This window comes from Pseudomonas sp. HMSC063H08 (genome assembly GCF_001813645.1).
GTDB classification, from domain to species: Bacteria; Pseudomonadota; Gammaproteobacteria; order Pseudomonadales; family Pseudomonadaceae; genus Pseudomonas; species Pseudomonas aeruginosa.
Window position 1 is genome coordinate 143813 of sequence record NZ_KV813593.1, and the last position, 24132, is coordinate 167944.

At 66.3% G+C, this 24132-nt stretch carries 20 protein-coding genes and 1 pseudogene; 11 read left to right on the forward strand and 10 right to left on the reverse strand.

The features are described from left to right. Positions 1-67 precede the first annotated feature (67 nt). A complete protein-coding gene (locus HMPREF2924_RS27900) occupies positions 68-667 on the reverse strand; it encodes a peroxiredoxin (protein ID WP_003085842.1) in 600 nt (199 codons plus the stop codon). 184 nt (positions 668-851) lie between these two features. On the opposite strand from HMPREF2924_RS27900, the gene HMPREF2924_RS27905 reads away from it, so the two are divergent. From HMPREF2924_RS27905 to HMPREF2924_RS27930, 6 genes are all read left to right on the forward strand, one after another. Then, on the forward strand, positions 852-2807 hold the full coding sequence (locus HMPREF2924_RS27905) for a sensor domain-containing diguanylate cyclase (protein ID WP_023980572.1): 1956 nt from the start codon (positions 852-854) through the stop codon (positions 2805-2807). 84 nt (positions 2808-2891) lie between these two features. Continuing rightward, positions 2892-3632: a sulfate transporter CysZ gene (gene cysZ / locus HMPREF2924_RS27910; RefSeq protein WP_003085838.1), complete on the forward strand. Its 741-nt coding sequence runs from the start codon at positions 2892-2894 to the stop codon at positions 3630-3632. Positions 3633-4010: 378 nt separating this feature from the next. Then, a complete protein-coding gene (gene cerN, locus HMPREF2924_RS27915) occupies positions 4011-6023 on the forward strand; it encodes a ceramidase CerN (RefSeq protein WP_023094885.1) in 2013 nt (670 codons plus the stop codon). A 341-nt stretch (positions 6024-6364) separates the two neighbouring features. Then, positions 6365-8557, forward strand: a complete 2193-nt coding sequence (locus HMPREF2924_RS27920) for a phosphocholine-specific phospholipase C (RefSeq protein ID WP_003134319.1) — start codon at positions 6365-6367, stop codon at positions 8555-8557. Positions 8558-8574: 17 nt separating this feature from the next. Next, complete coding sequence (gene plcR, locus HMPREF2924_RS27925; RefSeq protein ID WP_003134321.1) at positions 8575-9198, forward strand: phospholipase C accessory protein PlcR; 624 nt, start codon at positions 8575-8577, stop codon at positions 9196-9198. An 87-nt stretch (positions 9199-9285) separates the two neighbouring features. After that, positions 9286-10506, forward strand: a complete 1221-nt coding sequence (locus tag HMPREF2924_RS27930) for a glycosyltransferase family 4 protein (protein WP_003085828.1) — start codon at positions 9286-9288, stop codon at positions 10504-10506. A gap of 3 nt (positions 10507-10509) precedes the next feature. Here the strand turns inward: HMPREF2924_RS27930 and HMPREF2924_RS27935 are convergent, their stop codons facing one another. The 5 genes from HMPREF2924_RS27935 to HMPREF2924_RS27955 form a co-directional block, all read right to left on the reverse strand. Continuing rightward, a complete protein-coding gene (locus HMPREF2924_RS27935; RefSeq protein ID WP_003085826.1) occupies positions 10510-11469 on the reverse strand; it encodes a DegV family protein in 960 nt (319 codons plus the stop codon). A 190-nt stretch (positions 11470-11659) separates the two neighbouring features. Continuing rightward, positions 11660-12772: an NADH:flavin oxidoreductase gene (locus HMPREF2924_RS27940; RefSeq protein ID WP_003085824.1), complete on the reverse strand. Its 1113-nt coding sequence runs from the start codon at positions 12770-12772 to the stop codon at positions 11660-11662. Positions 12773-12812: 40 nt separating this feature from the next. Continuing rightward, positions 12813-13403, reverse strand: coding sequence for a TetR/AcrR family transcriptional regulator (locus HMPREF2924_RS27945; RefSeq protein ID WP_003085819.1), 591 nt, complete (start codon positions 13401-13403; stop codon positions 12813-12815). Between the two features lie 152 nt (positions 13404-13555). Next, positions 13556-14038: a glutathione peroxidase gene (locus HMPREF2924_RS27950; protein ID WP_003109429.1), complete on the reverse strand. Its 483-nt coding sequence runs from the start codon at positions 14036-14038 to the stop codon at positions 13556-13558. A 205-nt stretch (positions 14039-14243) separates the two neighbouring features. Further along, positions 14244-14729 carry an FKBP-type peptidyl-prolyl cis-trans isomerase gene (locus HMPREF2924_RS27955; RefSeq protein ID WP_003085816.1) on the reverse strand — a complete coding sequence of 162 codons (486 nt, stop codon included), beginning with the start codon at positions 14727-14729 and terminating at the stop codon, positions 14244-14246. Here HMPREF2924_RS27955 and HMPREF2924_RS35085 point away from each other — a divergent pair. From HMPREF2924_RS35085 to HMPREF2924_RS27970, 4 genes and pseudogenes are all read left to right on the forward strand, one after another. Then, positions 14698-15003 (forward strand): annotated as a pseudogene (locus tag HMPREF2924_RS35085) (DUF3565 domain-containing protein); the annotation flags it as partial. The gene HMPREF2924_RS27955 and the pseudogene HMPREF2924_RS35085 overlap by 32 nt on opposite strands. A gap of 31 nt (positions 15004-15034) precedes the next feature. Continuing rightward, on the forward strand, positions 15035-16219 hold the full coding sequence (locus tag HMPREF2924_RS27960; RefSeq protein ID WP_003085814.1) for an acetate kinase: 1185 nt from the start codon (positions 15035-15037) through the stop codon (positions 16217-16219). A gap of 62 nt (positions 16220-16281) precedes the next feature. Further along, on the forward strand, positions 16282-18396 hold the full coding sequence (gene pta, locus HMPREF2924_RS27965) for a phosphate acetyltransferase (protein ID WP_003134325.1): 2115 nt from the start codon (positions 16282-16284) through the stop codon (positions 18394-18396). Between the two features lie 126 nt (positions 18397-18522). After that, positions 18523-19437, forward strand: coding sequence for an acyltransferase (locus tag HMPREF2924_RS27970; protein WP_003085811.1), 915 nt, complete (start codon positions 18523-18525; stop codon positions 19435-19437). Between the two features lie 69 nt (positions 19438-19506). On the opposite strand, the gene HMPREF2924_RS27975 is transcribed toward HMPREF2924_RS27970, so the two are convergent. The 3 genes from HMPREF2924_RS27975 to oruR form a co-directional block, all read right to left on the reverse strand. Further along, the gene (locus tag HMPREF2924_RS27975) at positions 19507-20220 is read right to left on the reverse strand and encodes a YiaD family glycine zipper/OmpA-like lipoprotein (RefSeq protein WP_003085808.1); all 714 of its coding nucleotides are present in this window, start codon (positions 20218-20220) and stop codon (positions 19507-19509) included. A 105-nt stretch (positions 20221-20325) separates the two neighbouring features. Then, positions 20326-20967: an MBL fold metallo-hydrolase gene (locus HMPREF2924_RS27980; RefSeq protein ID WP_003085806.1), complete on the reverse strand. Its 642-nt coding sequence runs from the start codon at positions 20965-20967 to the stop codon at positions 20326-20328. Between the two features lie 101 nt (positions 20968-21068). Further along, complete coding sequence (gene oruR / locus HMPREF2924_RS27985; protein ID WP_003114220.1) at positions 21069-22088, reverse strand: ornithine utilization transcriptional regulator OruR; 1020 nt, start codon at positions 22086-22088, stop codon at positions 21069-21071. A 124-nt stretch (positions 22089-22212) separates the two neighbouring features. On the opposite strand from oruR, the gene HMPREF2924_RS27990 reads away from it, so the two are divergent. Continuing rightward, positions 22213-23046, forward strand: coding sequence for a metal-dependent hydrolase (locus tag HMPREF2924_RS27990; RefSeq protein WP_003134328.1), 834 nt, complete (start codon positions 22213-22215; stop codon positions 23044-23046). A gap of 134 nt (positions 23047-23180) precedes the next feature. On the opposite strand, the gene HMPREF2924_RS27995 is transcribed toward HMPREF2924_RS27990, so the two are convergent. Then, positions 23181-24122 carry an alpha/beta fold hydrolase gene (locus HMPREF2924_RS27995; RefSeq protein WP_003085798.1) on the reverse strand — a complete coding sequence of 314 codons (942 nt, stop codon included), beginning with the start codon at positions 24120-24122 and terminating at the stop codon, positions 23181-23183. Positions 24123-24132 lie beyond the last annotated feature (10 nt).

Consider the following 24132-nt stretch of genomic DNA (forward strand, 5'->3'; position numbering starts at 1 on the left):
AAGGCTTGGAAGGAGCGGTCGCCCCGGAAAAAGGTCGGTCGGGCACACTTCGCGCCCGGCAGCGGGATCACAGTGCCTCGGCGTTCTCGGCCAGGTACGAGGCCACGCCCTCGGCGCTCGCCTTCATGCCTTTCTGGCCCTTGCGCCAACCGGCCGGGCAGACCTCGCCGTGTTCCTCGGTGAACTGCAGGGCCTCGACCAGGCGCACCATCTCGTCCACCTCGCGCCCCAGCGGCAGGTTGTTCACCACCTGGTGCTGGACCACCCCGGCGCGGTCGATCAGGAACGAAGCACGCAAGGCCACGCCGTCCTCGTGCTCGATGCCGTAGGCGCGGGTGATCTCGTGCTTGACGTCGGCGACCATGGTGAACTCGACCGCGCCGATGCCGCCCTTCTCCACCGGCGTGCTGCGCCAGGCGTGATGGGTGAACTGCGAGTCGATGGAGACACCGACCACCTCGACGCCCAGCTCGCGGAACTTATCCATGCGGTTGTTGTGGGCAATGATTTCCGAGGGGCAGACGAAAGTGAAGTCGAGCGGCCAGAAGAACAGTACGACGTACTTGCCGCGCAGGCTGGAAAGCTGGAAGGCATCGACGATGGAACCGTCGCCGAGGACCGCGGCGGCAGTGAAATCGGGGGCTTGCTTGTTGACCAGTACGCTCATCGCGAGGCTCCTAGAAGGTTGGGTTCCGCCCGGCGACGCCAGGCTCCCGGAAGAATATGCAGCGCAGGTTACCCAGCCACGACGATGCATTGAAATGTCGAATTTCAATTCGCACGATAGAGTCAGCCTATGCTCTCAACCTGCGGCTAGACTCATGCTGTCGCCCATTACCCGTCCTCACCGCATGCCCCTACGCACACGCCTGCTCTGGCTGTTCCTGCCGTTGCTGGCCGCCAGTCTCGGCGGTATCTGGCTCTTGTCGGAAAGCATCCTGCTGAGCCGTTTCGACCGAGAGGACCAGCAACGCCTGCAAGAGGGCGCCACCGTCCTGCACAACCGGCTGGACTTCGAGTTGAAGCGCCACCTGGACATCGTTCGCACCTACGCCTGGTGGGATGCCAGCTACGACTTCATCCAGCGCCCCAACGAGACCTTCGAACAGGAAAACCTCGACCACGAGATGCTCGACGACCTGGGATTCGACTTCGTCCTGTTCCTCGACGACCGGGGTCACCTGCAACTGAAGCAGTGGTCCCCGCCCGCGCCCGACCAGCGCGTGCTCTTCGGCGCCCCCTCGGCGAGCGACCAGGCCCTGCTCGAGGCACTGCAGCAACGCGCCATCCGCCTCGGCGCGCTGGACTTTCGCGGACGCACCGACCACAGCCTGAGCGAGCTGCTGCTGGTCGACAACCTGCCGACCCTGCTGGTCAGCGTGCCTATCAGCAACAACCAGGGTAGCGCGCCGGCGAAGGGCGCGATCCTCGCCGGCTACTTCCTTGACCGGGAACGCCTGGCCAACCTCCGCGAACAGATGCAGGCCGACCTGCAACCGATGCCCAACATCGCCACCGACGCCACCTGGAAGCCGCTGCGCAGCCGCAGCGGCAGTACCCACAACCAGGCCCTGCTCAGCCCACGGCGGTTCATCGGCGAACATGTCCAGCAGGTCTCGGTGCAGTACCTGAGTTCCAGCGGCGAGCCGCAGCTGCGCTTCGACATCACCAAGAAACGCCTGCTCTACATCCAGGGCGAGAAGGCCATCAACTTCTTCCTCGGCGCCTCCCTGCTGGTCGCGCTGGGCGCTTTCCTGGTCGGCTACCTGGCCCTGGAGCTGTGGGTCCTGCGCCGGGTCCAACGGCTCAACCGGGAGGTCGCCGAAGTCGGACGCAACGCCCACTCGATACGCCTGAGCGACTTCGGCAACGACGAGCTGGGACAACTGGCGGGCGAGATGAACCAGATGCTCGAGCGCCTGGAACACAGCGAGGCGCGCGACCGGGCGATCCTCCAGTCGATGCGCGACGGCTACTTCGAAATGGACGTCGACGGCGTGATCCTCACCGTCAACCCCGCGCTCTGCCAACTGCTCGGCCAGACGCGCGAAACGCTGATCGGCCATCCCTACTACGAACTGCTCGGCGAAGACGACCTGGCGCGTGCCCGCCAACCCTTCCAGCGCGCCATGCAGAGCGGCGCAGGCAAGACCTTCGCCATCCCCCTGCAGCGCGCCGACGGCAGCCTCGGCTACTTCGAGGCCACGGTTTCGCTGATCCACGACCTGCAGGGCGAACTACGGGGCTACCGCGGCATCGTCCGCGACGTCAGCGACCAGATCGCCTACCAGCAGCAATTGCTGGAAATGGCCTACCGCGACCCGCTGACCGGCCTGGGCAACCGCAAGGCCTTCGACGAACAGCTCGGCCAGGCGTTGCTTCGCGCCGGCTCCGGCGGAAGCGAACTGGCGCTGCTGTACCTGGACCTGGACCGCTTCAAGGAGGTCAACGACCGCTTCGGCCACGACATCGGCGATGCCCTCCTCAGGACCGTCGCCGAACGGGTACGCAGCACCCTGCGGCAGCCGGACAAGGCCTACCGCCTGGGCGGCGACGAATTCGCCGTGCTCCTCGAGGACAGCCAGGAAAACAATCCGCAGCGCCTCGCAGAACGCCTGCTGGCGGCGCTGGTCCAACCGATCGCGCTGAATGGCGAACGCATCGACTTCGTCACCCCGAGCATCGGCATCGCTCTCTACCCGCGGCATGCCGGCGATGCCGAAGGACTGGTCCGTGCCGCCGACAGCGCCATGTACCAGGCCAAGCGCCAGCGCAACCACTATTGCCTGTACCAGGCGCCAGCCTGAAATGCGCGGTCAAACAGGCTCTGTCGCGGGCTTTCGCCAGTCTGCTAAGGTTTCAGCCCGCATCCCATCGGAGAACCATTCCCTATGCCAGCCCTGAGCGGCCCGCAATACCTCGGCGAAGGCCTGAAGCTGATCATGCGTCCCGGCCTGCGCCTGTTCGTGCTGATCCCCCTGACCCTCAACCTGCTGGTGTTCGCCCTGCTGATCGGCTTCGCGATGCAGCAGTTCAGCCACTGGGTCGACCTGCTGATGCCCAGCCTGCCCGACTGGCTGAGCTTCCTGCAGTACATCGTCTGGCCGCTGTTCGTCCTGCTGGTGCTGGTGATCGTGTTCTTCACCTTCACCATGGTCGCCAATATCATCTCCGCGCCGTTCAACGGCTTCCTCTCGGAAAAGGTCGAGGTGGTGGTTCGCGGCCGCGACGACTTCCCGCCGTTCAGCTGGGCCGAACTGCTGGCGATGATCCCGCGCACCATGGGTCGCGAGATGCGCAAGCTCGCCTACTTCCTGCCGCGCGCGCTGGTGCTGCTGGTGCTGAGCTTCGTGCCCGGGGTCAACCTGATCGCCACGCCGCTGTGGATCCTCTTCGGCATCTGGATGATGGCGGTGCAGTACATCGACTATCCGGCGGACAACCACAAGCTCGGCTGGAACGAGATGCTCGCCTGGCTGCGCAGCAAGCGCTGGGCGTGCATGGGTTTCGGCGGGATGACCTACCTGGCGCTGCTGATCCCGCTGGTCAACCTGGTCATGATGCCCGCCGCCGTCGCCGGCGCCACCCTGTTCTGGGTCCGCGAGGAAGGCGAGAAGGCGCTGGTGAAATAAGCATGCGCCCGGTGTCCGCTGTCGGCATTGTCAGGCGGGCGTCAGCGCCCTGACAGCCGGCGTCGGGCACACTACGAATGCCCTCGGGAGCGTCGGCGCAGGCCGCAGCCGAGACCTGCGCCAGCCCTTGCAGACCGGCTCGACGCTGCCGAACCGACTGGCCGCCGGTGCTTCCCCACGCAGGCGGCCTTTTTTTACCCCCCTGCCTTGCCGTCCATGCAGGATGGCCGGCGCTCACCCCCTTCCTGTCCGCTACGCCCCCCCTCGACGCCGCCACCCTGGCACTACAGTGGCAACCAGGCGAGGCAGGCTCCGGCCCGCTTTCGATGACCACCGTCCCCAGCCCGCCCAGCGGCGGAAAACAAGAAGAGGGTCGCCATGTCACGTTCCGCATTCACCGCGCTCTTGCTGTCCTGCGTCCTGCTGGCGCTCTCCATGCCTGCCACGGCCGACGACCTGCCCTACCGCTTCGGCCTGGGCAAGGCGGACATCACCGGCGAAGCCGCCGAAGTCGGCATGATGGGTTACTCCTCCCTCGAACAGAAGACCGCCGGCATCCACATGCGCCAGTGGGCGCGTGCCTTCGTGATCGAGGAAGCGGCCAGCGGCCGTCGCCTGGTCTACGTCAACACCGACCTGGGGATGATCTTCCAGGCCGTGCACCTGAAGGTCCTGGCCCGGCTCAAGGCGAAGTACCCCGGTGTCTACGACGAGAACAACGTGATGCTCGCCGCCACCCACACCCACTCCGGTCCGGGCGGCTTCTCCCACTACGCGATGTACAACCTGTCGGTGCTCGGCTTCCAGGAAAAGACCTTCAACGCCATCGTCGACGGCATCGTCCGCTCCATCGAGCGGGCCCAGGCCAGGTTGCAGCCCGGCCGCCTGTTCTACGGCAGCGGCGAGCTGCGCAACGCCAGCCGCAACCGCTCGCTGCTGTCGCACCTGAAGAATCCGGACATCGCCGGCTACGAGGATGGCATCGACTCGCAGATGAGCGTGCTCAGCTTCGTCGACGCCAACGGCGAGCTGGCCGGCGCGATCAGTTGGTTCCCGGTGCACAGCACCTCGATGACCAACGCCAACCATCTGATCTCGCCGGACAACAAGGGCTACGCCTCCTATCACTGGGAGCACGACGTCAGCCGCAAGAGCGGTTTCGTCGCCGCCTTCGCCCAGACCAATGCCGGCAACCTGTCGCCCAACCTGAACCTGAAGCCCGGCTCCGGTCCCTTCGACAACGAGTTCGACAACACCCGCGAGATCGGTCTGCGCCAATTCGCCAAGGCCTACGAGATCGCCGGCCAGGCTCAGGAGGAGGTGCTCGGCGAACTGGATTCGCGCTTCCGTTTCGTCGACTTCACCCGCCTGCCAATCCGCCCGGAGTTCACCGACGGCCAGCCGCGCCAGTTGTGCACCGCGGCCATCGGCACCAGTCTGGCCGCCGGTAGCACCGAAGACGGTCCAGGCCCGCTGGGGCTGGATGAAGGCAACAATCCGTTCCTCTCGGCCCTTGGCGGGTTGCTCACCGGCGTGCCGCCGCAGGAACTGGTGCAATGCCAGGCGGAAAAGACCATCCTCGCCGACACCGGCAACAAGAAACCCTACCCCTGGACGCCGACGGTGCTGCCGATCCAGATGTTCCGCATCGGCCAGTTGGAACTGCTCGGCGCCCCCGCCGAGTTCACCGTGATGGCCGGGGTGCGGATCCGCCGCGCGGTGCAGGCGGCCAGCGAAGCGGCCGGTATCCGCCATGTGGTCTTCAATGGCTACGCGAATGCCTATGCCAGCTACGTCACCACCCGCGAGGAATACGCCGCCCAGGAATACGAAGGCGGCTCGACCCTCTACGGCCCCTGGACCCAGGCCGCCTACCAGCAGTTGTTCGTCGACATGGCAGTGGCGCTGCGCGAACGCCTGCCGGTGGAAACCTCGGCGATAGCGCCGGACCTGTCCTGCTGCCAGATGAACTTCCAGACCGGAGTAGTGGCCGACGATCCCTATATCGGCAAGTCCTTCGGCGACGTGTTGCAACAACCCAGGGAAAGTTATCGCATCGGCGACAAGGTGACCGTCGCTTTCGTGACCGGACATCCGAAGAATGACTTGCGCACCGAGAAGACTTTCCTGGAAGTGGTGAATATCGGCAAGGATGGCAAACAGACGCCCGTGACCGTTGCCACCGATAATGACTGGGATACTCAATACCACTGGGAGAGAGTGGGTATATCTGCCTCGAAAGCGACTATCAGCTGGTCCATTCCGCCAGGGACCGAGCCCGGCCATTACTACATCAGGCACTATGGCAACGCGAAGAACTTCTGGACCCAGAAGATCAGCGAAATCGGCGGCTCGACCCGCTCCTTCGAGGTGCTCGGCACCACTCCCTAGCGGGCTCCAGCCAAGGTTGCGAGATTCGCCAGCCAACTTTATGACGCATGAAAGTCGTCAAATAAAATGTGATTTAAAACACATGAAAAAGTGACCTTTCATTCAGCCGACAAGGGCATGGAACTCCATTTCCATGCCCTTTGTTTTTATCCCGAAAAACTTCTCAAGTTGTCGCTCAAGATCATATCGAAGTCGCTTTCGGGATCAACCGATAAATTATCGCCATGAAACCATCGACTCGCTGTATTCCCTGCCGGAAAAACAGCGAAGACGATTAATCATCTCGAAACAAGAAGTACGCAGATTGATGGAAATCAAAAAACCACCCGGGAAATAAAACGATGACCGAAAACTGGAAATTCCGCCGTCGAACCTTTCTCAAGCACGGCGCCCAGGCCGCTACCCTGGCCGGCCTTTCCGGGCTGTTCCCGGAGACGCTCCGGCGCGCCCTGGCCGTCGAGCCGGACATCCGCACCGGAACCATCCAGGACGTCCAGCACGTGGTCATCCTGATGCAGGAGAACCGCAGCTTCGATCACTACTTCGGCCACCTCAACGGCGTCCGCGGCTTCAACGACCCTCGCGCGCTCAAGCGCCAGGACGGCAAGCCGGTCTGGTACCAGAACTACAAGTACGAGTTCTCCCCCTATCACTGGGATACCAAAGTCACCAGCGCCCAGTGGGTGAGTTCGCAGAACCATGAATGGTCGGCCTTCCACGCGATCTGGAACCAGGGCCGCAACGACAAGTGGATGGCGGTGCAGTACCCCGAAGCCATGGGCTACTTCAAGCGCGGCGACATTCCCTACTACTACGCCCTGGCCGACGCCTTCACCCTGTGCGAGGCCTACCACCAGTCGATGATGGGCCCGACCAATCCGAACCGCCTCTACCACATGAGCGGACGCGCCGCCCCCAGCGGCGACGGCAAGGACGTACACATCGGCAACGACATGGGCGACGGCACCATCGGCACCAGCGGCACGGTGGACTGGACCACCTATCCCGAGCGGCTAAGCGCCGCTGGCGTGGACTGGCGGGTCTACCAGGAAGGCGGCTACCGCTCCTCGTCACTCTGGTACCTGTACGTCGACGCCTACTGGAAATACCGGCTCCAGGAGCAGAACAACTACGACTGCAACGCCCTCGCCTGGTTCAGGAACTTCAAGAACGCTCCGCGCGATTCGGACCTCTGGCAGCGCGCCATGCTCGCCCGCGGCGTCGATCAGTTGCGCAAGGATGTGCAGGAGAACACGCTGCCGCAGGTGTCCTGGATCGTCGCGCCCTACTGCTACTGCGAGCATCCCTGGTGGGGCCCCTCGTTCGGCGAGTACTACGTGACCCGGGTGCTCGACGCGCTGACCAGCAACCCCGAGGTCTGGGCCAGGACCGTGTTCATCCTCAACTACGACGAGGGCGACGGCTTCTATGACCACGCCAGCGCCCCGGTGCCGCCGTGGAAGGATGGCGTCGGCCTTTCCACGGTCAGCACCGCCGGCGAGATCGAGGCATCCAGCGGGCTGCCCATCGGGCTCGGCCACCGCGTCCCGCTGATCGCCATCTCGCCCTGGTCGAAGGGCGGCAAGGTCAGCGCCGAAGTGTTCGACCATACCTCGGTGCTGCGCTTCCTCGAACGCCGCTTCGGCGTCGTCGAGGAAAACATCTCGCCCTGGCGGCGTGCCGTCTGCGGCGACCTGACTTCGCTGTTCGACTTCCAGGGCGCAGGCGATACCCAGGTCGCCCCCGACCTGACCAACGTCCCGCAGAGCGACGCGCGCAAGGAGGACGCCTACTGGCAGCAGTTCTACCGGCCCAGCCCCAAGTACTGGTCCTACGAGCCCAAGAGCCTGCCCGGCCAGGAAAAGGGCCAGCGCCCTACCCTCGCGGTGCCCTACCAGTTGCACGCCACGCTGGCCCTCGACATCGCCACCGGCAAGCTGCGCCTGACCCTGGGCAACGACGGCATGAGCCTGCCGGGCAATCCGCAGGGACACTCCGCTGCGGTATTCCAGGTGCAGCCGCGGGAAGTCGGCAATCCGCGCTTCTATACCGTGACCAGCTATCCGGTGGTCCAGGAAAGCGGAGAGGAACTGGGCCGGACCCTCAACGACGAACTCGACGACCTGCTCGACGCCAACGGCCGCTACGCCTTCGAGGTGCACGGCCCCAACGGCTTCTTCCGCGAGTTCCACGGCAACCTGCATCTCGCCGCGCAGATGGCGCGGCCCGAGGTATCGGTCACCTATCAACGCAACGGCAACCTGCAGTTGAACATCCGCAATCTCGGCCGCCTGCCGTGCAGCGTGACGGTGACGCCGAACCCGGCCTATACCCGGGAGGGCAGCCGTCGCTATGAACTCGAACCGAACCAGGCGATCAGTGAAGTGTGGCTGTTACGCAGCAGCCAGGGCTGGTACGACCTCAGCGTGACCGCCAGCAATACGGAAGCCAACTATCTCCGCCGCCTGGCCGGACACGTCGAGACCGGCAAGCCGAGCAGGAGCGATCCATTGCTCGACATCGCAGCGACCTGAAGCGAGGAGTCCATCGCATGAGACCTACCCTGACCTGGACCTTGCTGGCCCTGCTGCTCTGCGGCACGGCCATCGGCGCCGTCCTGTTGTTTTACCCATCGGAGCCGGCGCCCGTCGCGCCCTTCGCGTCTCCCCCGCAGGCCACACCGGCGGCAAAACCTTCCATTCCTTCCCGAGCCCCCGAGATGAATACAGCCACCGCTCCCGACAACCTGGAACAGCAACTCGGCGAGTTCGGCCGCAACGCCGGGCAGATGTCCGAGATCGAACGCAAGCAGGCCGCCGAAGGTCTGATCGAACAGCTCAAGCGCGAGGTGGCGGTCGGCGCCGATCCGCGCCAGACCTTCGAGGAGATCCAGCGTCTGACGCCCTATGTGGAGGCCGATGCCAGGCGCCGCGAGGCGCTCGACTTCGAGATCTGGATGGCGCTCAAGGACAACGCCTCCGTCCAGCAGCAAGCGCCGACGCCTGGCGAGGAAGAGCAACTGCGCGAATACGCGCAAGAGTCGGACAAGGTGATCGCCGAGGTGCTCGCCAGCGTCGACGACGAGGAGCAGCGTCACGCCGCCATCGACGAACGCCTCAAGGCCCTGCGCAAGCAGATCTTCGGCGAGGAGAACCCACGCCTGCTGCAACGCTGAAATCCACGGCGCCCCGACCGGGGCGCCGTCACGCAAGCGTCACCAAAACTTCACATCCGCTACACGGCGTCGGTCGACACTGACGTCATGAGCAGACCTCTAAGCATCGCCCTGATCAGCGAAACCTACCCCCCGGAAGTCAACGGCGTCGCCAATACCCTGGGTCGCCTGCATGCCGGTCTCCAGCAGCTTGGCCATCGGGTCCAGGTGGTGCGCCCGCGCCAGCCCGGCGACGACGGCCGGCGCAGCGACGCCGAGCTGGTGCTGACCCGCGGCTGGCCGTTGCCCGGCTACCCCGGCCTGCAATGGGGCATGTCGAGCCTGCACAAGCTGCTGCGCTGCTGGAAGCGCCAGCGCCCGGACGTGCTCTACATCGCCACCGAAGGCCCGCTCGGCTTCTCTGCCCTGCGCGCCGCGCGGCGCCTGGGCATCCCGGCGGTCAGCGGCTTCCACACCAACTTCCAGCAGTACAGCGAGCACTACGGCTTCGGTCCGCTGACCCGGCTGGTCACCGGCTACCTGCGCTGGTTCCACAACCGCACGCAGATGACCCTGGTGCCCAGCGGCAGCCAGCGCATGGAATTGCAACGGCGCGGTTTCGAACGCCTCAACCTGCTCTCCCGCGGGGTCGACAGCCAACTCTTCCATCCCTCCCGGCGCGATCCCGAACTACGCCGGCGCTGGGGCCTGGGCGAACAGGACATCGCCGTGCTGCACGTCGGCCGGCTGGCGGCGGAGAAGAACCTCGGCCTGCTCGGCGGCACCTTCCGCGCGCTCTGCGCCGCCCATCCGCAGCTGAAGCTGCGCCTGGTACTGGTGGGCGACGGGCCGGAGCGCAAGCACCTCGAACGGGACCTGCCCGAAGCGCTGTTCTGCGGCGTCCAGCGCGGCGAAACCCTGGCCGCCCACTACGCCTCGGGCGACCTGTTCCTCTTCCCAAGCCTGTCGGAGACCTTCGGCAACGTGGTCCTCGAAGCCCAGGCCGCCGGCCTCGCGGTGGTCGCCTTCGACCAGGCCGCCGCCGGCCAGCACATCCGCCATGGGCACAACGGCGTGCTCGCCGCGCCGGGCGACAAGAGCGGCTTCGTCGAAGTCGCCAGTTGGCTGCTGGACGACCAGGAACGCCTGCGCCGGGTCCGTCTCAACGCCCGCCAGCACGCCAGCCGGCAAGGTTGGGACAGCATCGTCGAGCACTTCCAGAACTACCTGGAGGACGCCTGCGCCAGTCCGCTGGTCCAGCCCGCTCGGTCGAAGCCCGAGCGGCCGCCGGCGGAGGATGGCGGGGCCTTGCCACGCAGCCGCGAGTAGGTCTCAGGCAAAGGCTTTCGGCGCGGCGATGAAGCCCAGGCTCATGGCCCCGGCGCCCAGGTTGATGCCGCCGGTGGGACTGAGCATGCCCAGGTGCAAGTGGATGTCGCGCTCGCGGCAGGCGTTCTCCAGCGCGGCGAAGCCCGGCAGGTCGCGCAGCGCGGTCGGATCGCCGGCATAGCTGAGACCCAGTTGCGGTGCCAGCAGCTCACCCGCCTGTACCCGCGCCAGGGCATAGCCGAACAGCTTCTCCGCCGATTTCTCGAAGCTCGGCGAGAGCGCCACCGGTTTGTCCTCGCCATCGGCCAGGCTGAACACCGGCTTGACGTCGAGCAGCGAGCCCAACCCCAGCGCCGCGCCCTTGACCCGGTCGACGAAACCGCTGCGATCACCCTTCTGGAAGCCGCGCCGGCGCAAGTGGCCCAGGTCGTCGGCGACCAGGTAGGTGCAGGTCTGCTGGCTGAGCTGTTCGAGGCGCGTACGCAGCGCGTTGGGGTGGCTGCCCTGCGCCAGCAGGCGCGTGCCCTCGGCCGCCAGGCAGGCGATGCCGGCGAACACCGAGTGGCTGTCGAGTACGCGCAGGGTGAAGGGACCGGCGATGCCGGCCGCGTGGCGGCGCTCGTGGTAGTGCTGGAGCAGGCCGAAGGAGGCCTGGGTGGCGTGCTCGAAGATCGGACTGCGCAGGCTGTCGACGGTGAGGCAGACCACGTAGTCGAAGTCGGTCACCAGTTCGTCGAGGAACCATTGTTGCAACTCGGCGGCGGAGAGCGGCTGGCTGCCGTCCTTGCTACCGACCTTGGGCAGGTGGTCGCGGTAGAAGCTCAGGGTGGTGTCGGGGTCGCGTCGATCGATGAGCCGCTGCTCGCCCAGGCGGATCCCGATCGGCATCACGCGGATGCCGTGGGCGGCGAGGAATTCGGGCGGCAGGTCGCAGGTCGCGTCGACCACCAGGCCGATACGCATGGATTCGCTCCTCTGGCCGTTTCTCGGCCTATTGTTGTGTTGGCGGTCATACAATGCCGGTTTCGGACTTTGAAGTCAGCCGGTCGCAGGGCGGGTTTTCGGAAAAAATCACGGCCATGAAAAATCCCACCCCGAGGGGTGGGATCTGCTTGCTGGCGCGGCGCCGGGCCGGTGCGTCGCGGACGCGCCTTCAGACCAGGCTGGCCAGGGCCTCGCGGCTGAACGGCTTGATGTCGCCGATACGCCCCTCGCGGACCTTCACCGCCCACTCCGGATCCACCAGCAGCGCACGGCCCACCGCGACCAGGTCGAACTCGCCCTTGTCCAGGCGCTCCACCAGGCCGTCGATGCTCGCCGGCTGCGCCACCTCGTCGGTTTTGCCGAAGAATTGCAGGAACTCGCTGCCGTCCAGGCCGACGTTACCCACGGTAATGGTCGGCTTGCCGGTCAGCTCGCGGGTCCAGCCGGCCAGGTTGAGTTCCGAGCCTTCGAACTCGGGAATCCAGAAGCGGCGGGTCGAGCAGTGGAAGATATCGACGCCGGCCTCCACCAGCGGCGCGAGGAACTCGCGCAGGCCCTCCGGGGTTTCCACCAGGCGCGCGGAATAGTCCTGCTGCTTCCATTGGGAGAAGCGGAAGATGATCGGGAAATCCGCGCCGACCGCCGCGCGCACCGCCCGCACCAGCTCGACGGCGAAGCGCGAGCGATTGGCCAGGCTGCCGCCGTACTCGTCGTCCCGCTGGTTGCTGCCTTCCCAGAAGAACTGGTCGATCAGGTAGCCGTGGGCGCCGTGGATCTCCACCCCATCCATGCCGATCGCCTGGGCGTCGCGGGCGGCCTGGGCGAAGGCGGCGATGACCTCCTGGATGTCGGCCTTGCTCATGCCGTGGACCAGCACCTTGCCGTCCTTGGCCTTCTCCATCGGGCCGTAGCCGGGCACGCTGGCGTCCGGCTCCACGCCCAGGCGCCGAACGCTGCCGACGTGCCAGAGCTGCGGAACGATGCGCCCGCCCTCGGCATGCACTGCGTCGACCACCTGCTTCCAGCCGGCCAGGGCGTCCTCGCCATAGAAGCGCGGCACGTTCGGATAACCGTTGGCGGCCTTGTGGCCGACCGTGGTGCCTTCGCTGACGATCAGGCCGACGCCGGCGGCGGCGCGCCGGCGGTAGTACTCGACGACCTTGGCGTTGGGTACGCCGCCCGGGGAAAAGTTGCGGGTCATCGGCGCCATCACCACACGGGTGGGCAGCTCCAGGGCGCCGAGACGGAACGGTTGGAACAGGGCTTCTACGGGGGCACTCATGGACGGACTCCTGAGGGGGAATGGGAGGTTCGGGCAGGTATCAGGCGCGGAGCAGCAGCTCCAGGCGCGACATGAAAGCATTCAACGGAGCGAGGCCGGCGCCGACCTTGAAGCGCGCCAGGGCGCCCTGCCAGGCGAAGCCGATGAAGCCGGCCAGGCTCGCGCAGTCCTCGTCGGCGGCCAGTTCGCCGGCCTCGCGCGCCTGCTCCAGGCAGTCCTGGAGGATTTGCGCGGAAGCCTGCAGGATCGACTCGACCTTGGCCGCGATCGGCGGCGACAGCTCGGCCATCTCGAAGCTCAGGCTGCCGATGAAGCAGTGGTATTCGGGCTTTTCCTGGCGGGCGAAGTGCTCCAGCAGCTCGCCGTAGTAGCGCAGCACCCGCTCGCGCGGGCTGAAGCGGCTGTCGCCGAGGGCCTGGGCGTAGCGCGCCAGGCGCGGCGCGTAGACGTGCTCCAGGGCCTGCTGGGCGAAGGCTTCCTTGCTGTCGAAGTAGTGATAGAAGGAGCCCTTGGGGATGCGCGCGGCCTGGACGATCTCCAGCACCCCGGTGCCGTGGTAGCCACGCCGGGTCATGACCTCGGAGCCCTTGGCCAGGATCAGTTCGCGCTTGTCGAGTCGGTTGCTAGTCATGGAACGAGAGAATATGACCGGTCGTCTCGTCCGCCCAGCATTATCAACGGCGGTGATCAGGCGTTACAGGCAGGGACTTATCGCGTTGCGTCATGAAGCGGCGCAAGACAGGAAAGGAAGCGGCGGGACGCGAACGCGTCCCGCGGGGGAGATCAACCCAGGGCCTTCTCGATGGCTTGCACCAGGGCCGGGTCGTCCGGCGCCGTGCGCGGGCTGAAACGCGCCAGCACGCGACCGTCGGGACCGAGGAGGAATTTCTCGAAGTTCCAGGTGATGTCGCCGGGAAACTCCGCGCCCTCGCCCGCCAGCAGGCGATAGAGCGGATGCCGCGCGCTGCCGTTGACCTCGACCTTGGCGCTCATCGGGAAGCTGACGCCATAGTTCAGGCTACAGAAGGACTGGATATCCGCCTCGCTGCCCGGCTCCTGGCCGGCGAACTGGTTGCAGGGCACGCCGAGCACCGCGAAACCGCGCTCGCGGTAGGTCTGGTAGAGATTCTCCAGGCCGGCGTACTGGGGTGTCAGGCCGCATTTGGAGGCGACATTGACCACCAGCAGCACCTTGCCCTTGAACGGGGAAAGCGGCAGGTCCTGTCCATCCAACCCCTGCAGGGTGAGATCGTGAAAGGCACTCATGACGTACTCCTTGCGCATTCAGCGACACAACGTGCCAAGCCCCGCACCGGGCAAGAACCCTGGCTGCGGCGCATCCCCAGGGACGGGGTAAAGAGCCCAGGCATGGCGCATGACGCGAAAGGCGCCCAAAGGCGCCTTTCGCTATACCAGCTTAGCAGTTCCGCCGGCGGACGGCCCAGGCCATCAATCGGCGAATGAACGCCGATCAGTGGTGGTGACCGCCTTCGCCATGGATGTGACCATGGGCGATTTCCTCGGCGTTGGCCTCGCGCACGTCGACTACCTTGACCTTGAAGTTCAGGCGCTGGCCGGCCAGCGGATGGTTGCCGTCGACGGTCACGTCGTCGCCGTCGATGTCGCGGATGGTGACGATCTGCATGCCGCCGTCCGGAGCCGAGGCGTGGAACTGCATGCCGACTTCCAGTTCGTCGACGCCTTCGAACATCTCGCGGGTCAGGGTCGCGACCAGTTCGGCGCTGTATTCGCCATAGGCGTCTTCCGGCTCGATGGCGACGCTCAGTTCGTCACCGACGTTCTTGCCTTCCAGGGCCTTCTCCAGGCCGACGATGATGTTGCCGGCACCGTGCAGGTAGACCAGCGGCGCGCCACCAGCGGAACTGTCGATGACATCCCCGGCGTCGTTGGTCAGGGTATAGTCGATGGAAACCGCCTTGTTGGCCGCGATCTGCATGGTTCGAAACCTTTTCGATAAAGAAGATGAATGCGTAAGTGTACGCATCAATAGCCCCGAAAGCGACCGCGCCCCTGATGAACGGGGCGCGCGAGCGCCGTCGCGGGTGATTGATTTTCATCAGGACGAGGAAGGCCATTGGGTGGCAGTCTTGTCCTGTGGCCATACTCAACACCTGCGCCACCAACCGCCCTGGCAATCGCGCGCCTGGGTCCTTGACGAAAACGAGCGGCACAGACAGCTCGGCCGCGAATTTCGCTGCGGCTGGTGTGCCGGGAAGAAGAAGAGCAGACCAAGGAGCAGTGATGCCCTCACGCAACATACTGGTGATCAACTGCGGCAGTTCGTCGATCAAGTTCGCCCTGGTCAACGAGGCCCACTCCCTGTTTCCCCTGCACGGCCTCGCCGAGCGCCTGGGCAGCCGCGATGCGGTGCTGCGCTGGAAGCGCGGCGGCGACAGCGACAGCCTGATGATTCCCAACGCCGACCACCGCGCCGCCCTCGCCCAGTTGCTGCCGATGGTGCAGAACGCCGCGGGCGGCAAGCTCCACGGCATCGGCCACCGGGTGGTGCATGGCGGCGAGCTGTTCACCCATGCCACGCGCATCGACGACCGGGTGGTCGAGGCGATCCGGGCCACCGCGCCGCTGGCGCCGCTGCACAACCCGGCCAACCTGCAAGGCATCGAGGCAGCGATGACGCTGTTTCCCAAGCTGCCCCACGTCGCCGTGTTCGACACCGCCTTCCACCAGAGCCTGCCGGAGCACGCCTACCGCTACGCCCTGCCGGAAGCCCTCTACCGCGAGCATGGCGTACGCCGCTACGGCTTCCACGGCACCAGCCACCGCTACGTCAGCCACCGCGCCGCGGAAATGGCCGGGTTGGCGGTCGGCGACAGCAGTTGGCTCAGCGCCCACCTCGGCAACGGCAGCTCGACCTGCGCCATCGTCAACGGCCAGAGCCTCGACACCAGCATGGGCCTGACCCCGCTGGAAGGCCTGGTGATGGGCACCCGCAGCGGCGACGTCGACCCCAACCTGCACAGCCACCTGGCGCGGACCCTGGGCTGGAGCCTGGAGCGCATCGACTCGATGCTGAACAACGAAAGCGGCCTGCTCGGCCTCTCCGACCTGTCCAACGACATGCGCACCCTGGAACAGGAGCGCGAGCAGGGCCACCCCGGCGCGGCCCTGGCGATCGAGGTGTTCTGCTACCGCCTGGCCAAGTCCCTGGCGGCGATGAGCTGCGCCCTGCCGCAACTGGACGGGGTGATCTTCACCGGTGGCATCGGCGAGAACTCGCCGCTGGTGCGCGCCAAGACCGCCGCCCACCTGCGGCTGTTCGACCTGCGCCTCGACCAGGAGGCCAACGCCCGCTGCGTGCGCGGCGTCGCCGGGCCGATCCAGGCCGCGGGGCATCCGCGGGTACTGGTGATCCCGACCAACGAAGAGCGGCAGATCGCCCTCGACACGCTGGCCCTGCTCGACTGAACTGGATCGACGCCCCCGCCCAACCAGGCGGCGTGGCCAAACGCACGGCTTAAGGAGCCCAGATGCATACCTTCTTCATCGCCCCGACCGGTTTCGGCGTCGGCCTCACCTCGATCAGCCTCGGCCTGCTTCGCGCCCTGGAACGCGCCGGGCTGAAGGTCGGCTTCTTCAAACCCATCGCCCAGCTGCATCCCGGCGACCTCGGCCCGGAGCGCTCCAGCGAACTGGTGGCGCGCACCCACGGCCTGGATACGCCGAAGCCGCTGCCGCTGGCCCAGGTCGAGCGGATGCTCGGCGACGGCCAACTGGACGAACTGCTCGAAGAGATCATCAGCCTCTACCAGCGCGCCGCCGCCGACAAGGACGTGGTGATCGTCGAAGGCATGGTGCCAACCCGTCACGCCAGCTACGCCGCGCGGGTCAACTTCCACCTGGCGAAGAGTCTCGACGCCGAGGTGATCCTGGTCTCCGCGCCGGAAAACGAGACGCTCACCGAACTGACCGACCGTATCGAGATCCAGGCCCAGCTGTTCGGCGGCCCGCGCGACCCGAAGGTGCTCGGGGTGATCCTCAACAAGGTCCGCGGCGAGGCCGACGCGGCCAACGCCGAGGACGGCGTGGCGGACTTCGCCCGGCGCCTCACCGAACACTCGCCGCTGCTGCGCGACGACTTCCGCCTGATCGGCTGCATTCCCTGGCAGGACGAACTCAACGCCGCGCGCACCCGCGACATCGCCGACCTGCTCAGCGCACGGGTGATCAACGCCGGCGACTACGAGCAGCGCCGGGTGCAGAAGATCGTGCTATGCGCCCGCGCCGTGCCCAACACCGTGCAACTGCTCAAGCCCGGCGTGCTGGTGGTGACCCCCGGCGACCGCGACGACATCATCCTCGCCGCCAGCCTGGCCGCGATGAACGGCGTACCCTTGGCCGGCCTGCTGCTGTGCAGCGACTTCCCGCCCGACCCGCGGATCATGGAACTCTGCCGCGGCGCCCTGCAGGGCGGCCTGCCGGTGCTGTCGGTGGCCACCGGCTCCTACGACACCGCGACCAACCTGAACCGGATGAACAAGGAAATCCCGGTGGACGACCGCGAGCGCGCCGAGCGGGTCACCGAGTTCGTCGCCGGGCATATCGATTTCGAATGGCTCAAGCAGCGCTGCGGTACGCCGCGCGAGCTGCGCCTGTCGCCGCCGGCGTTCCGCTACCAGGTGGTGCAACGCGCGCAGAAGGCCGGCAAGCGCATCGTCCTGCCCGAGGGCAGCGAGCCGCGCACCGTACAGGCGGCGGCGATCTGCCAGGCGCGCGGCATCGCCCGCTGCGTGCTGCTGGCCAAGCCGGACGAGGTCCAGGCGGTGGCCCAGGCCCAGGGCATCGTGCTACCGGAAGGCCTGGAGATCATCGACCCTGACCTGGTGCGGCAGCGCTACGTCGAACCGATGGTCGAGCTGCGCAAGGGCAAGGGGCTAAACGCGCCGATGGCGGAGCAGCAACTGGAGGACAGCGTGGTCCTGGCGACCATGATGCTTGCCCTGGACGAGGTCGACGGCCTGGTCTCCGGCGCCATCCATACCACCGCCAGCACCATCCGCCCGGCGCTGCAACTGATCAAGACCGCGCCCGGCTACAACCTGGTGTCGTCAGTGTTTTTCATGTTGTTACCGGACCAGGTGCTGGTCTACGGCGATTGCGCGGTGAATCCCGATCCTTCGGCCAGTGACCTGGCCGAGATCGCCGTGCAGAGTGCCACGTCGGCGCAGGCTTTCGGCATCCCGGCACGGGTCGCGATGATCAGCTACTCCACCGGCGACTCCGGTTCCGGGGTCGATGTCGACAAGGTTCGCGAGGCCACCCGCCTGGCGCGCGAGCAGCGCCCCGACCTGTTGATCGACGGACCCTTGCAGTATGATGCCGCCGCCATCGCCAGCGTCGGCCGCCAGAAGGCGCCGAACAGCCCGGTGGCCGGGCAGGCCACGGTGTTCATCTTCCCCGACCTGAACACCGGCAACACCACCTACAAGGCGGTGCAGCGCAGCGCCGATTGCGTCAGCGTCGGGCCGATGCTGCAAGGCCTGCGCAAACCGGTGAACGACCTGTCGCGCGGTGCGCTGGTGGAAGACATCGTCTACACCATCGCCCTCACCGCCATCCAGGCGGACGCCCAGGCCCCGGCCTGAAGGAACGCCGCCCAGTGGGCGGCACTGGCTTCGGCCAGGCACGAGGATGTGCCATGTGAACGGCGGGACCACGCCCCGCTCCACGCGCCCGGCCCTGGCCGGGCGCCTACGTACAAGGACTCCTTGATGCTGTCGTTTCTCCCCCATTTCCTGCGCGGCTCCCTGGCCGGCCTGCTGCTGGTGTCCAGCACCCTGTGCTGGGCCTGCCTGCTGTTCGGCATGACCCTGGTCAAGCTGCTCCTGCCGTTCGCCGCCGCCCAGCGCCTGTGCAGCAAGATCATGAGCCTGATCGCCGAAGGCTGGATCGCCTGCAACAAGGGCTGGATGAACCTGGTCCAGCGCACCCGCTGGAACGTCCAGGGCCTGGAGGGCCTGGAGTACCAACACTCCTACCTGGTCACCAGCAACCACCAGAGCTGGGTCGACATCCTCGTCCTGCAATACCAGTTGAACCGGCGCATCCCGCTGCTGCGCTTCTTCCTCAAGCAGGAACTGATCTGGGTCCCGATCATCGGCCTGTGCTGGTGGGCCCTCGATTTCCCCTTCATGAAGCGCTACAGCAAGGCCTACCTGGCCAGGCACCCGGAGAAGAAAGGCCAGGACCTGGCGACCACGCGCAAGGCCTGCGCCAAGTTCAGCCGCATCCCGGTAGCGGTGTTCAACTTCCTCGAAGGCACCCGTTTCACCCGCGCCAAGCACGACGAGCAGCAGTCGCCGTTCCGCCACCTGCTCAAGCCCAAGGCCGGCGGCATCGCCTTCGTCCTCGACGCCATGGGCGAGCAATTGAAGACCCTGGTCAACGTGACCATCCACTACCCGGACGGCAGCCCGACCTTCTGGTGCCTGCTTTCCGGACGCCTGAAGGACGTCGTGGTGCGCTTCGAGGAACTGGAGATTCCGCGCCAGTTCGTCGGCAAGAGCTACGACCAGGACGCCGGCTACCGCGCGGAATTCCAGCAATGGGTCAACCAGCTGTGGGAGCGCAAGGACCAGTTGCTCGACAGCCTGCACCGCGAGTTTCCCGGTAACGCCAAGGCGTAGGACGAAGAGCGCCGACCAGCGCCCATGAAAAAGCCCGCCGAATGGCGGGCTTTTTCTTCCAGGCCGCGATCAGTACTGCGGCTGGGTCTGCGCCGGGCCCTGGGCGCCCGGAACCGGTCGCAGGTTGACCTCGACGCGCCGGTTCTGCGCGCGACCGTCGGCGGTGGAGTTGCTCGCGATCGGCTGGTCCGGGCCCATGCCGCGGGTACTCAGGCGGGTGCCGTCGACGCCCTGGGCGGTCAGGTAGCCGGCCACGCTCTGCGCACGACGCTGGGACAGGTCCATGTTGTGCTGGCGGCTGCCGGTGCTGTCGGTGTAGCCGACGATCTCGATGGTGTTCTGGTTGTACTGCTTGAACGAGTTCGCCAGGTTGTTCAGCGGCGCGTAGAAGCTCGGAGCGATGTTCGCCGAATCGGTGGCGAAGGTGATGTTGCCCGGCATGATCAGCTTGATGTCGTCGCCCTGGCGCTGCACTTCCACGCCGGTGCCTTCCATCTGCCGACGCAGCTCGGCTTCCTGCTTGTCGGCGTAGTAGCCATAGCCCGCGGCGGCGGCGCCAGCGACGGCAGCGCCGATCAGCGCGCCCTTGCCACGGTTGTTGTGGTCGATCGCGGCACCGGCGACGGCGCCGGCCAGCGCACCCAGTCCGCCGTACTTGGCCGTCTTGCTCATGCCACCCTGGCTTTGGCTTTGCGTGTCGTAGGGGTTGTTGTTGGCACAACCGGCGAGCAGCGCCAGTGCGGTGACGGCTGCGGCCAGAGGCAGGCAACGGGAGGTGAACATGGGAAAACTACTCCTCGAGGTACTGAAACGCCCCTGCGTGAGGGGCGGCCGACATCTTAGAGCATAGCCAGGTGGCAAAATTCCCGATGCTCGGAAAAATCCTTTTCAGCCCCTGACGAAGGGATTCTCGCGCATCTCCTCGCCCAGCGTGGTATCCGGGCCGTGGCCGGCGACCACCGTGGCATCCTCGTCGAGGCTGTATAGGCGCTGCCGGATCGAACGTTGGATCGCCGCCGAGTCGCCGCCCCACAAGTCGGTGCGGCCGATGCCGCGGCGGAACAAGGTGTCGCCGGCGATCAGCAGCTTCGCCCGGGGGAACCAGAAACTCATCGAGCCCGGCGTATGCCCCGGCGTGTGCAGTGCCACTCCGCAACCGCAGGCCAGTTCCTCGTCGTCGGCCAGCCAGCGGTCCGGGGCCGGCACCGGCGTGTAGGGCACGCCGAACAGTTGGCACTGCATCTCCAGGTTGTCCCAGAGGAACTGGTCGTCCTTGTGCAGGTGCAGGCTGGCGCCGGTGCGCTTCTTCATCTCGCCGGAGGCGAGGAAGTGATCCAGGTGCGCGTGGGTATGGATGATGCTGACCACCTGCAGGCCGAGGCGGTCGAGGCGCTGCAGGATCAGTTCGTGGTCGCCGCCCGGATCGACGACGATGGCCTTCCTGGTCAGCGGATCGCCAATGATGGTGCAGTTGCACTGCAAAGGCCCGACGGGAAAGGTTTCGCGGATCAGCGCGGGGGATGTCGACATGCAAGACTCCGATCACGGTCGGCGCGGCAAGCGCGCCATGGATTTCTATGAAACGCCAAGCATGGCACATCCATCCGCTGCCGAGGATCGCCGGCGTCGGCTCAGGGCGCTTCGCGGTAGTCGCTGGGCAGCTTGCCGGTCCACTTGCGAAACGCCCGGCGGAAGTTCGACGAATCGTTGAAGCCGAGCAGCAGGGCGATCTCGTACAGCGGTAGCTGGGTGGTGGTCAGGTATTGCAGGGCCAGGCGCTTGCGCACATCGTCGAGGACCTGCTGGTAGGTGGTGCCCAGCGACGACAGGTGCCGGCGCAGGCTGCGCCCGCTGGTGTGCAGTTCGCGGGCGGCCTGTTCGAGATCGGGGAAGTCGCCGGGACGCGCCAGCAGCAGGCGGCGCACACGGGTCAGCAGGCCTTCCTGGACGTCCAGGGTGGCCAGCAGCGCCTCGCACTGCTGCTCGCACATCTGCACCGTGGCCGGGTTGGCCAGCGCCATCGGTCGTTCCAGGTACTCGCTGGGCATGCTCAGCCAGTGCCAGGGCTGCTCGAACTCCGCGGCCACCCCGAACACCTCGGCGTAGCGCCGGGCATGGGCCGGCGGCGGATAGGCGAAGCCGACCCGCACGTCCTGCAACGGCTCGCCGACCAGGAAGCAGGCGATGGAATACAGCGTCGCCATCAGGCCCTCGGCGGCGAACACCGAAGCGGCGCCCAGCGGCATCGACTCCACCGCGCGCAACTCGGCGCGGCCGTCATCGAGCACCAGTTCCAGTTCGTAGGCCAGGCCGAGCACCCGGTAGTACTTGAGGGCGAACTGGATGGCCTTGCCCAGGTTGGCGCTGGACAGCACCGCGTAGCCGAGGATGCCGTGGGCGGAGACGTTCAGGCGCTGGCCGAGCACCAGCCCCAGCGCCGGCTCGCCGCACAGGGCCTGGGCGCTGTAGGTGAGCTGGTTGAAGTCGAGGAAGGACAGGCGGCCGTTCGGGCTGTCCAGCACCTCGGGACGCACCCGCGCAGCGTCGAACAGCGCCTGGCGGGATACCCCGTACTCCGCGACAAGATCGAGTAGTGCCTCGGCATAGGCCACCGGCACCAGTTCGGCGGTGAAATTGAGCGGTTGTTTCATGGCTGTTTATTGTTCTGACCGCTGGCCGGATATGACCGGAAAGTTGGCAGAAGATAACCTTGTGAGGCTATCCCCCGCAAGCGATAGTCGATCCCATGGTCCTTCACCATCACAGGGAGCCGCTATGGCCAGCACCACCCCCGAAGGTCTGGAGATCCGCCCGCGTCATCTGGACTTCGACCTGCCCGATCCGATGCCGCGCCACTGGCACGGCGGCGACGCTTTCAAGACCCACATGTTCAACGCCATGTCGGTGCTGTTCCCCGATGGCGAGCGCTTCTTCATCGACTCCGTGCGCCACTACCGCGAGCGGGTCGAGGACCCGGCGCTGAAGCAACAGATCCGTGGCTTCATCGGCCAGGAAGGCCACCACAGCCGCGAGCACCTGGTCTACAGCGACCGCCTGCGCGCCCTCGGCTACGACATCGACCGCCTGGAAGGCGGCGCCAAGCGGCGCATCCGCTTCGCCCAGCAGAAACTGCACCCGTCGCGGCAACTGGCGGCCACCGCGGCTCTGGAGCACCTCACCGCGATCATGGCCGACGGCCTGCTGAGCAACCCCAGGTGGCTGGAAGGCGCCGACCCGACCATGGCCCGCCTGTGGCGCTGGCACGCACTGGAGGAAACCGAGCACAAGGCGGTGGCCTACGACGTGTTCATGCTGGTCAACGGCAAGGCCAGGCTGCGCCGCCGGGCGATGGTCCAGGGCACCTTTTTCTTCGCCCTCGACACCACCAAGGGCCTGGTCCACATGCTCAAGCGCGACGGCCTGCTGTGGAACTTCAAGGTCTGGCGCGACGGCATCAAGTGGCTGTGGGGCAAGGACGGCGTGTTCCGCTCGCTGGTGGGCGTGTACCTGGACTTCTACAAGAAGGACTTCCACCCCTGGCAGCACAATAACCTGCACCTCATCGAGCAGTACCGCGACCAGTTCGAACCGGAACCGAAGGCCGCCTGACCCTCCTCGCCGCCCCTCCGCGCCGCGAGAGGGGCTTGCATCGCTTTCCTGCCCTGCCTGGTATTTCGGCCTTTCGTCCACGCATTAAAAAGCCCGCGACTGACCAGCGCGGGCTTCTTCATGACGGCCTGGGATCAGGCCATCAGGAAGCGCAGTGCATCCGCCGCGGTCTGCTCGGGAATCTCCTCCATGGGGATATGCCCGACGCCCGGATAGGTCTTCACCTGGATCCCCGGCAGGTCGCGTTGCCACAGCGGTACGTGCTTCGGCGAGATCCAGCGGTCGCGTTCGCCCCACATCAGCAGGGTCGGCGCGACGATCCGGGCGATGCGTTCGCCGGAGGTGCCGAGTTCCTCGCGGTTGACCTTCAGCAACACGCGGAAGATCTCCATCATGCCCTTGCGGTTGCCCGGGCGGCGGCTCAGGTCGTAGTAACGGTCGACCACCCCCGGCTTGATCCGCCCCGGCTCGCCATAGACTTCCTTGATGCCCTGGGCGATCAGCGCCCGCGGCATCCACAGCGGCATCGCCAGGGTCGAGCCGGGCAGCGCCGCCGAGGCGATCATCCACGGCACCTTGCGCATCTGGTAACCGGCCGGGTCGATCAGCACCAACCGTTCCACCCGCTGCGGCTGCGCCAGGGCGAAGTTCCAGGCGATATAGCCGCCCAGGGAGTTGCCGGCGATCGAGGCCTTGTCGATCTTCAGGAAATCGAGCAACTGGCCGAGGATCGCCACCATGCGCTCGCCGGAGTAGCGGCTGTCACGCCCCGGCCCGGTCAGGCCGAAGCCCGGCACGTCGAAGCGCACGATGCGGAAGTAGGGCGACATCGCCTTCACCCAGTCGTCCCAGGTGTGCAGCGAGGCGACCACGCCGTGGATCATCACCAGCACCGGCTTGTCGCGGCTGCCCTCGTCGCGGTAGTGCAGCGGGAAACCGTCCAGCTCGATGAAGCGCGAGCCGCTGGACGGCGCGGCGTAGCGCTCGCGCAACGACTCCAGCGAGAGGGAGCCGAAGCCCAGGCGGGCGAATCCGACCGCCAGCGGCGGTTGCAGCAGATAGGGTGTCGCGGACATGGACGCACGT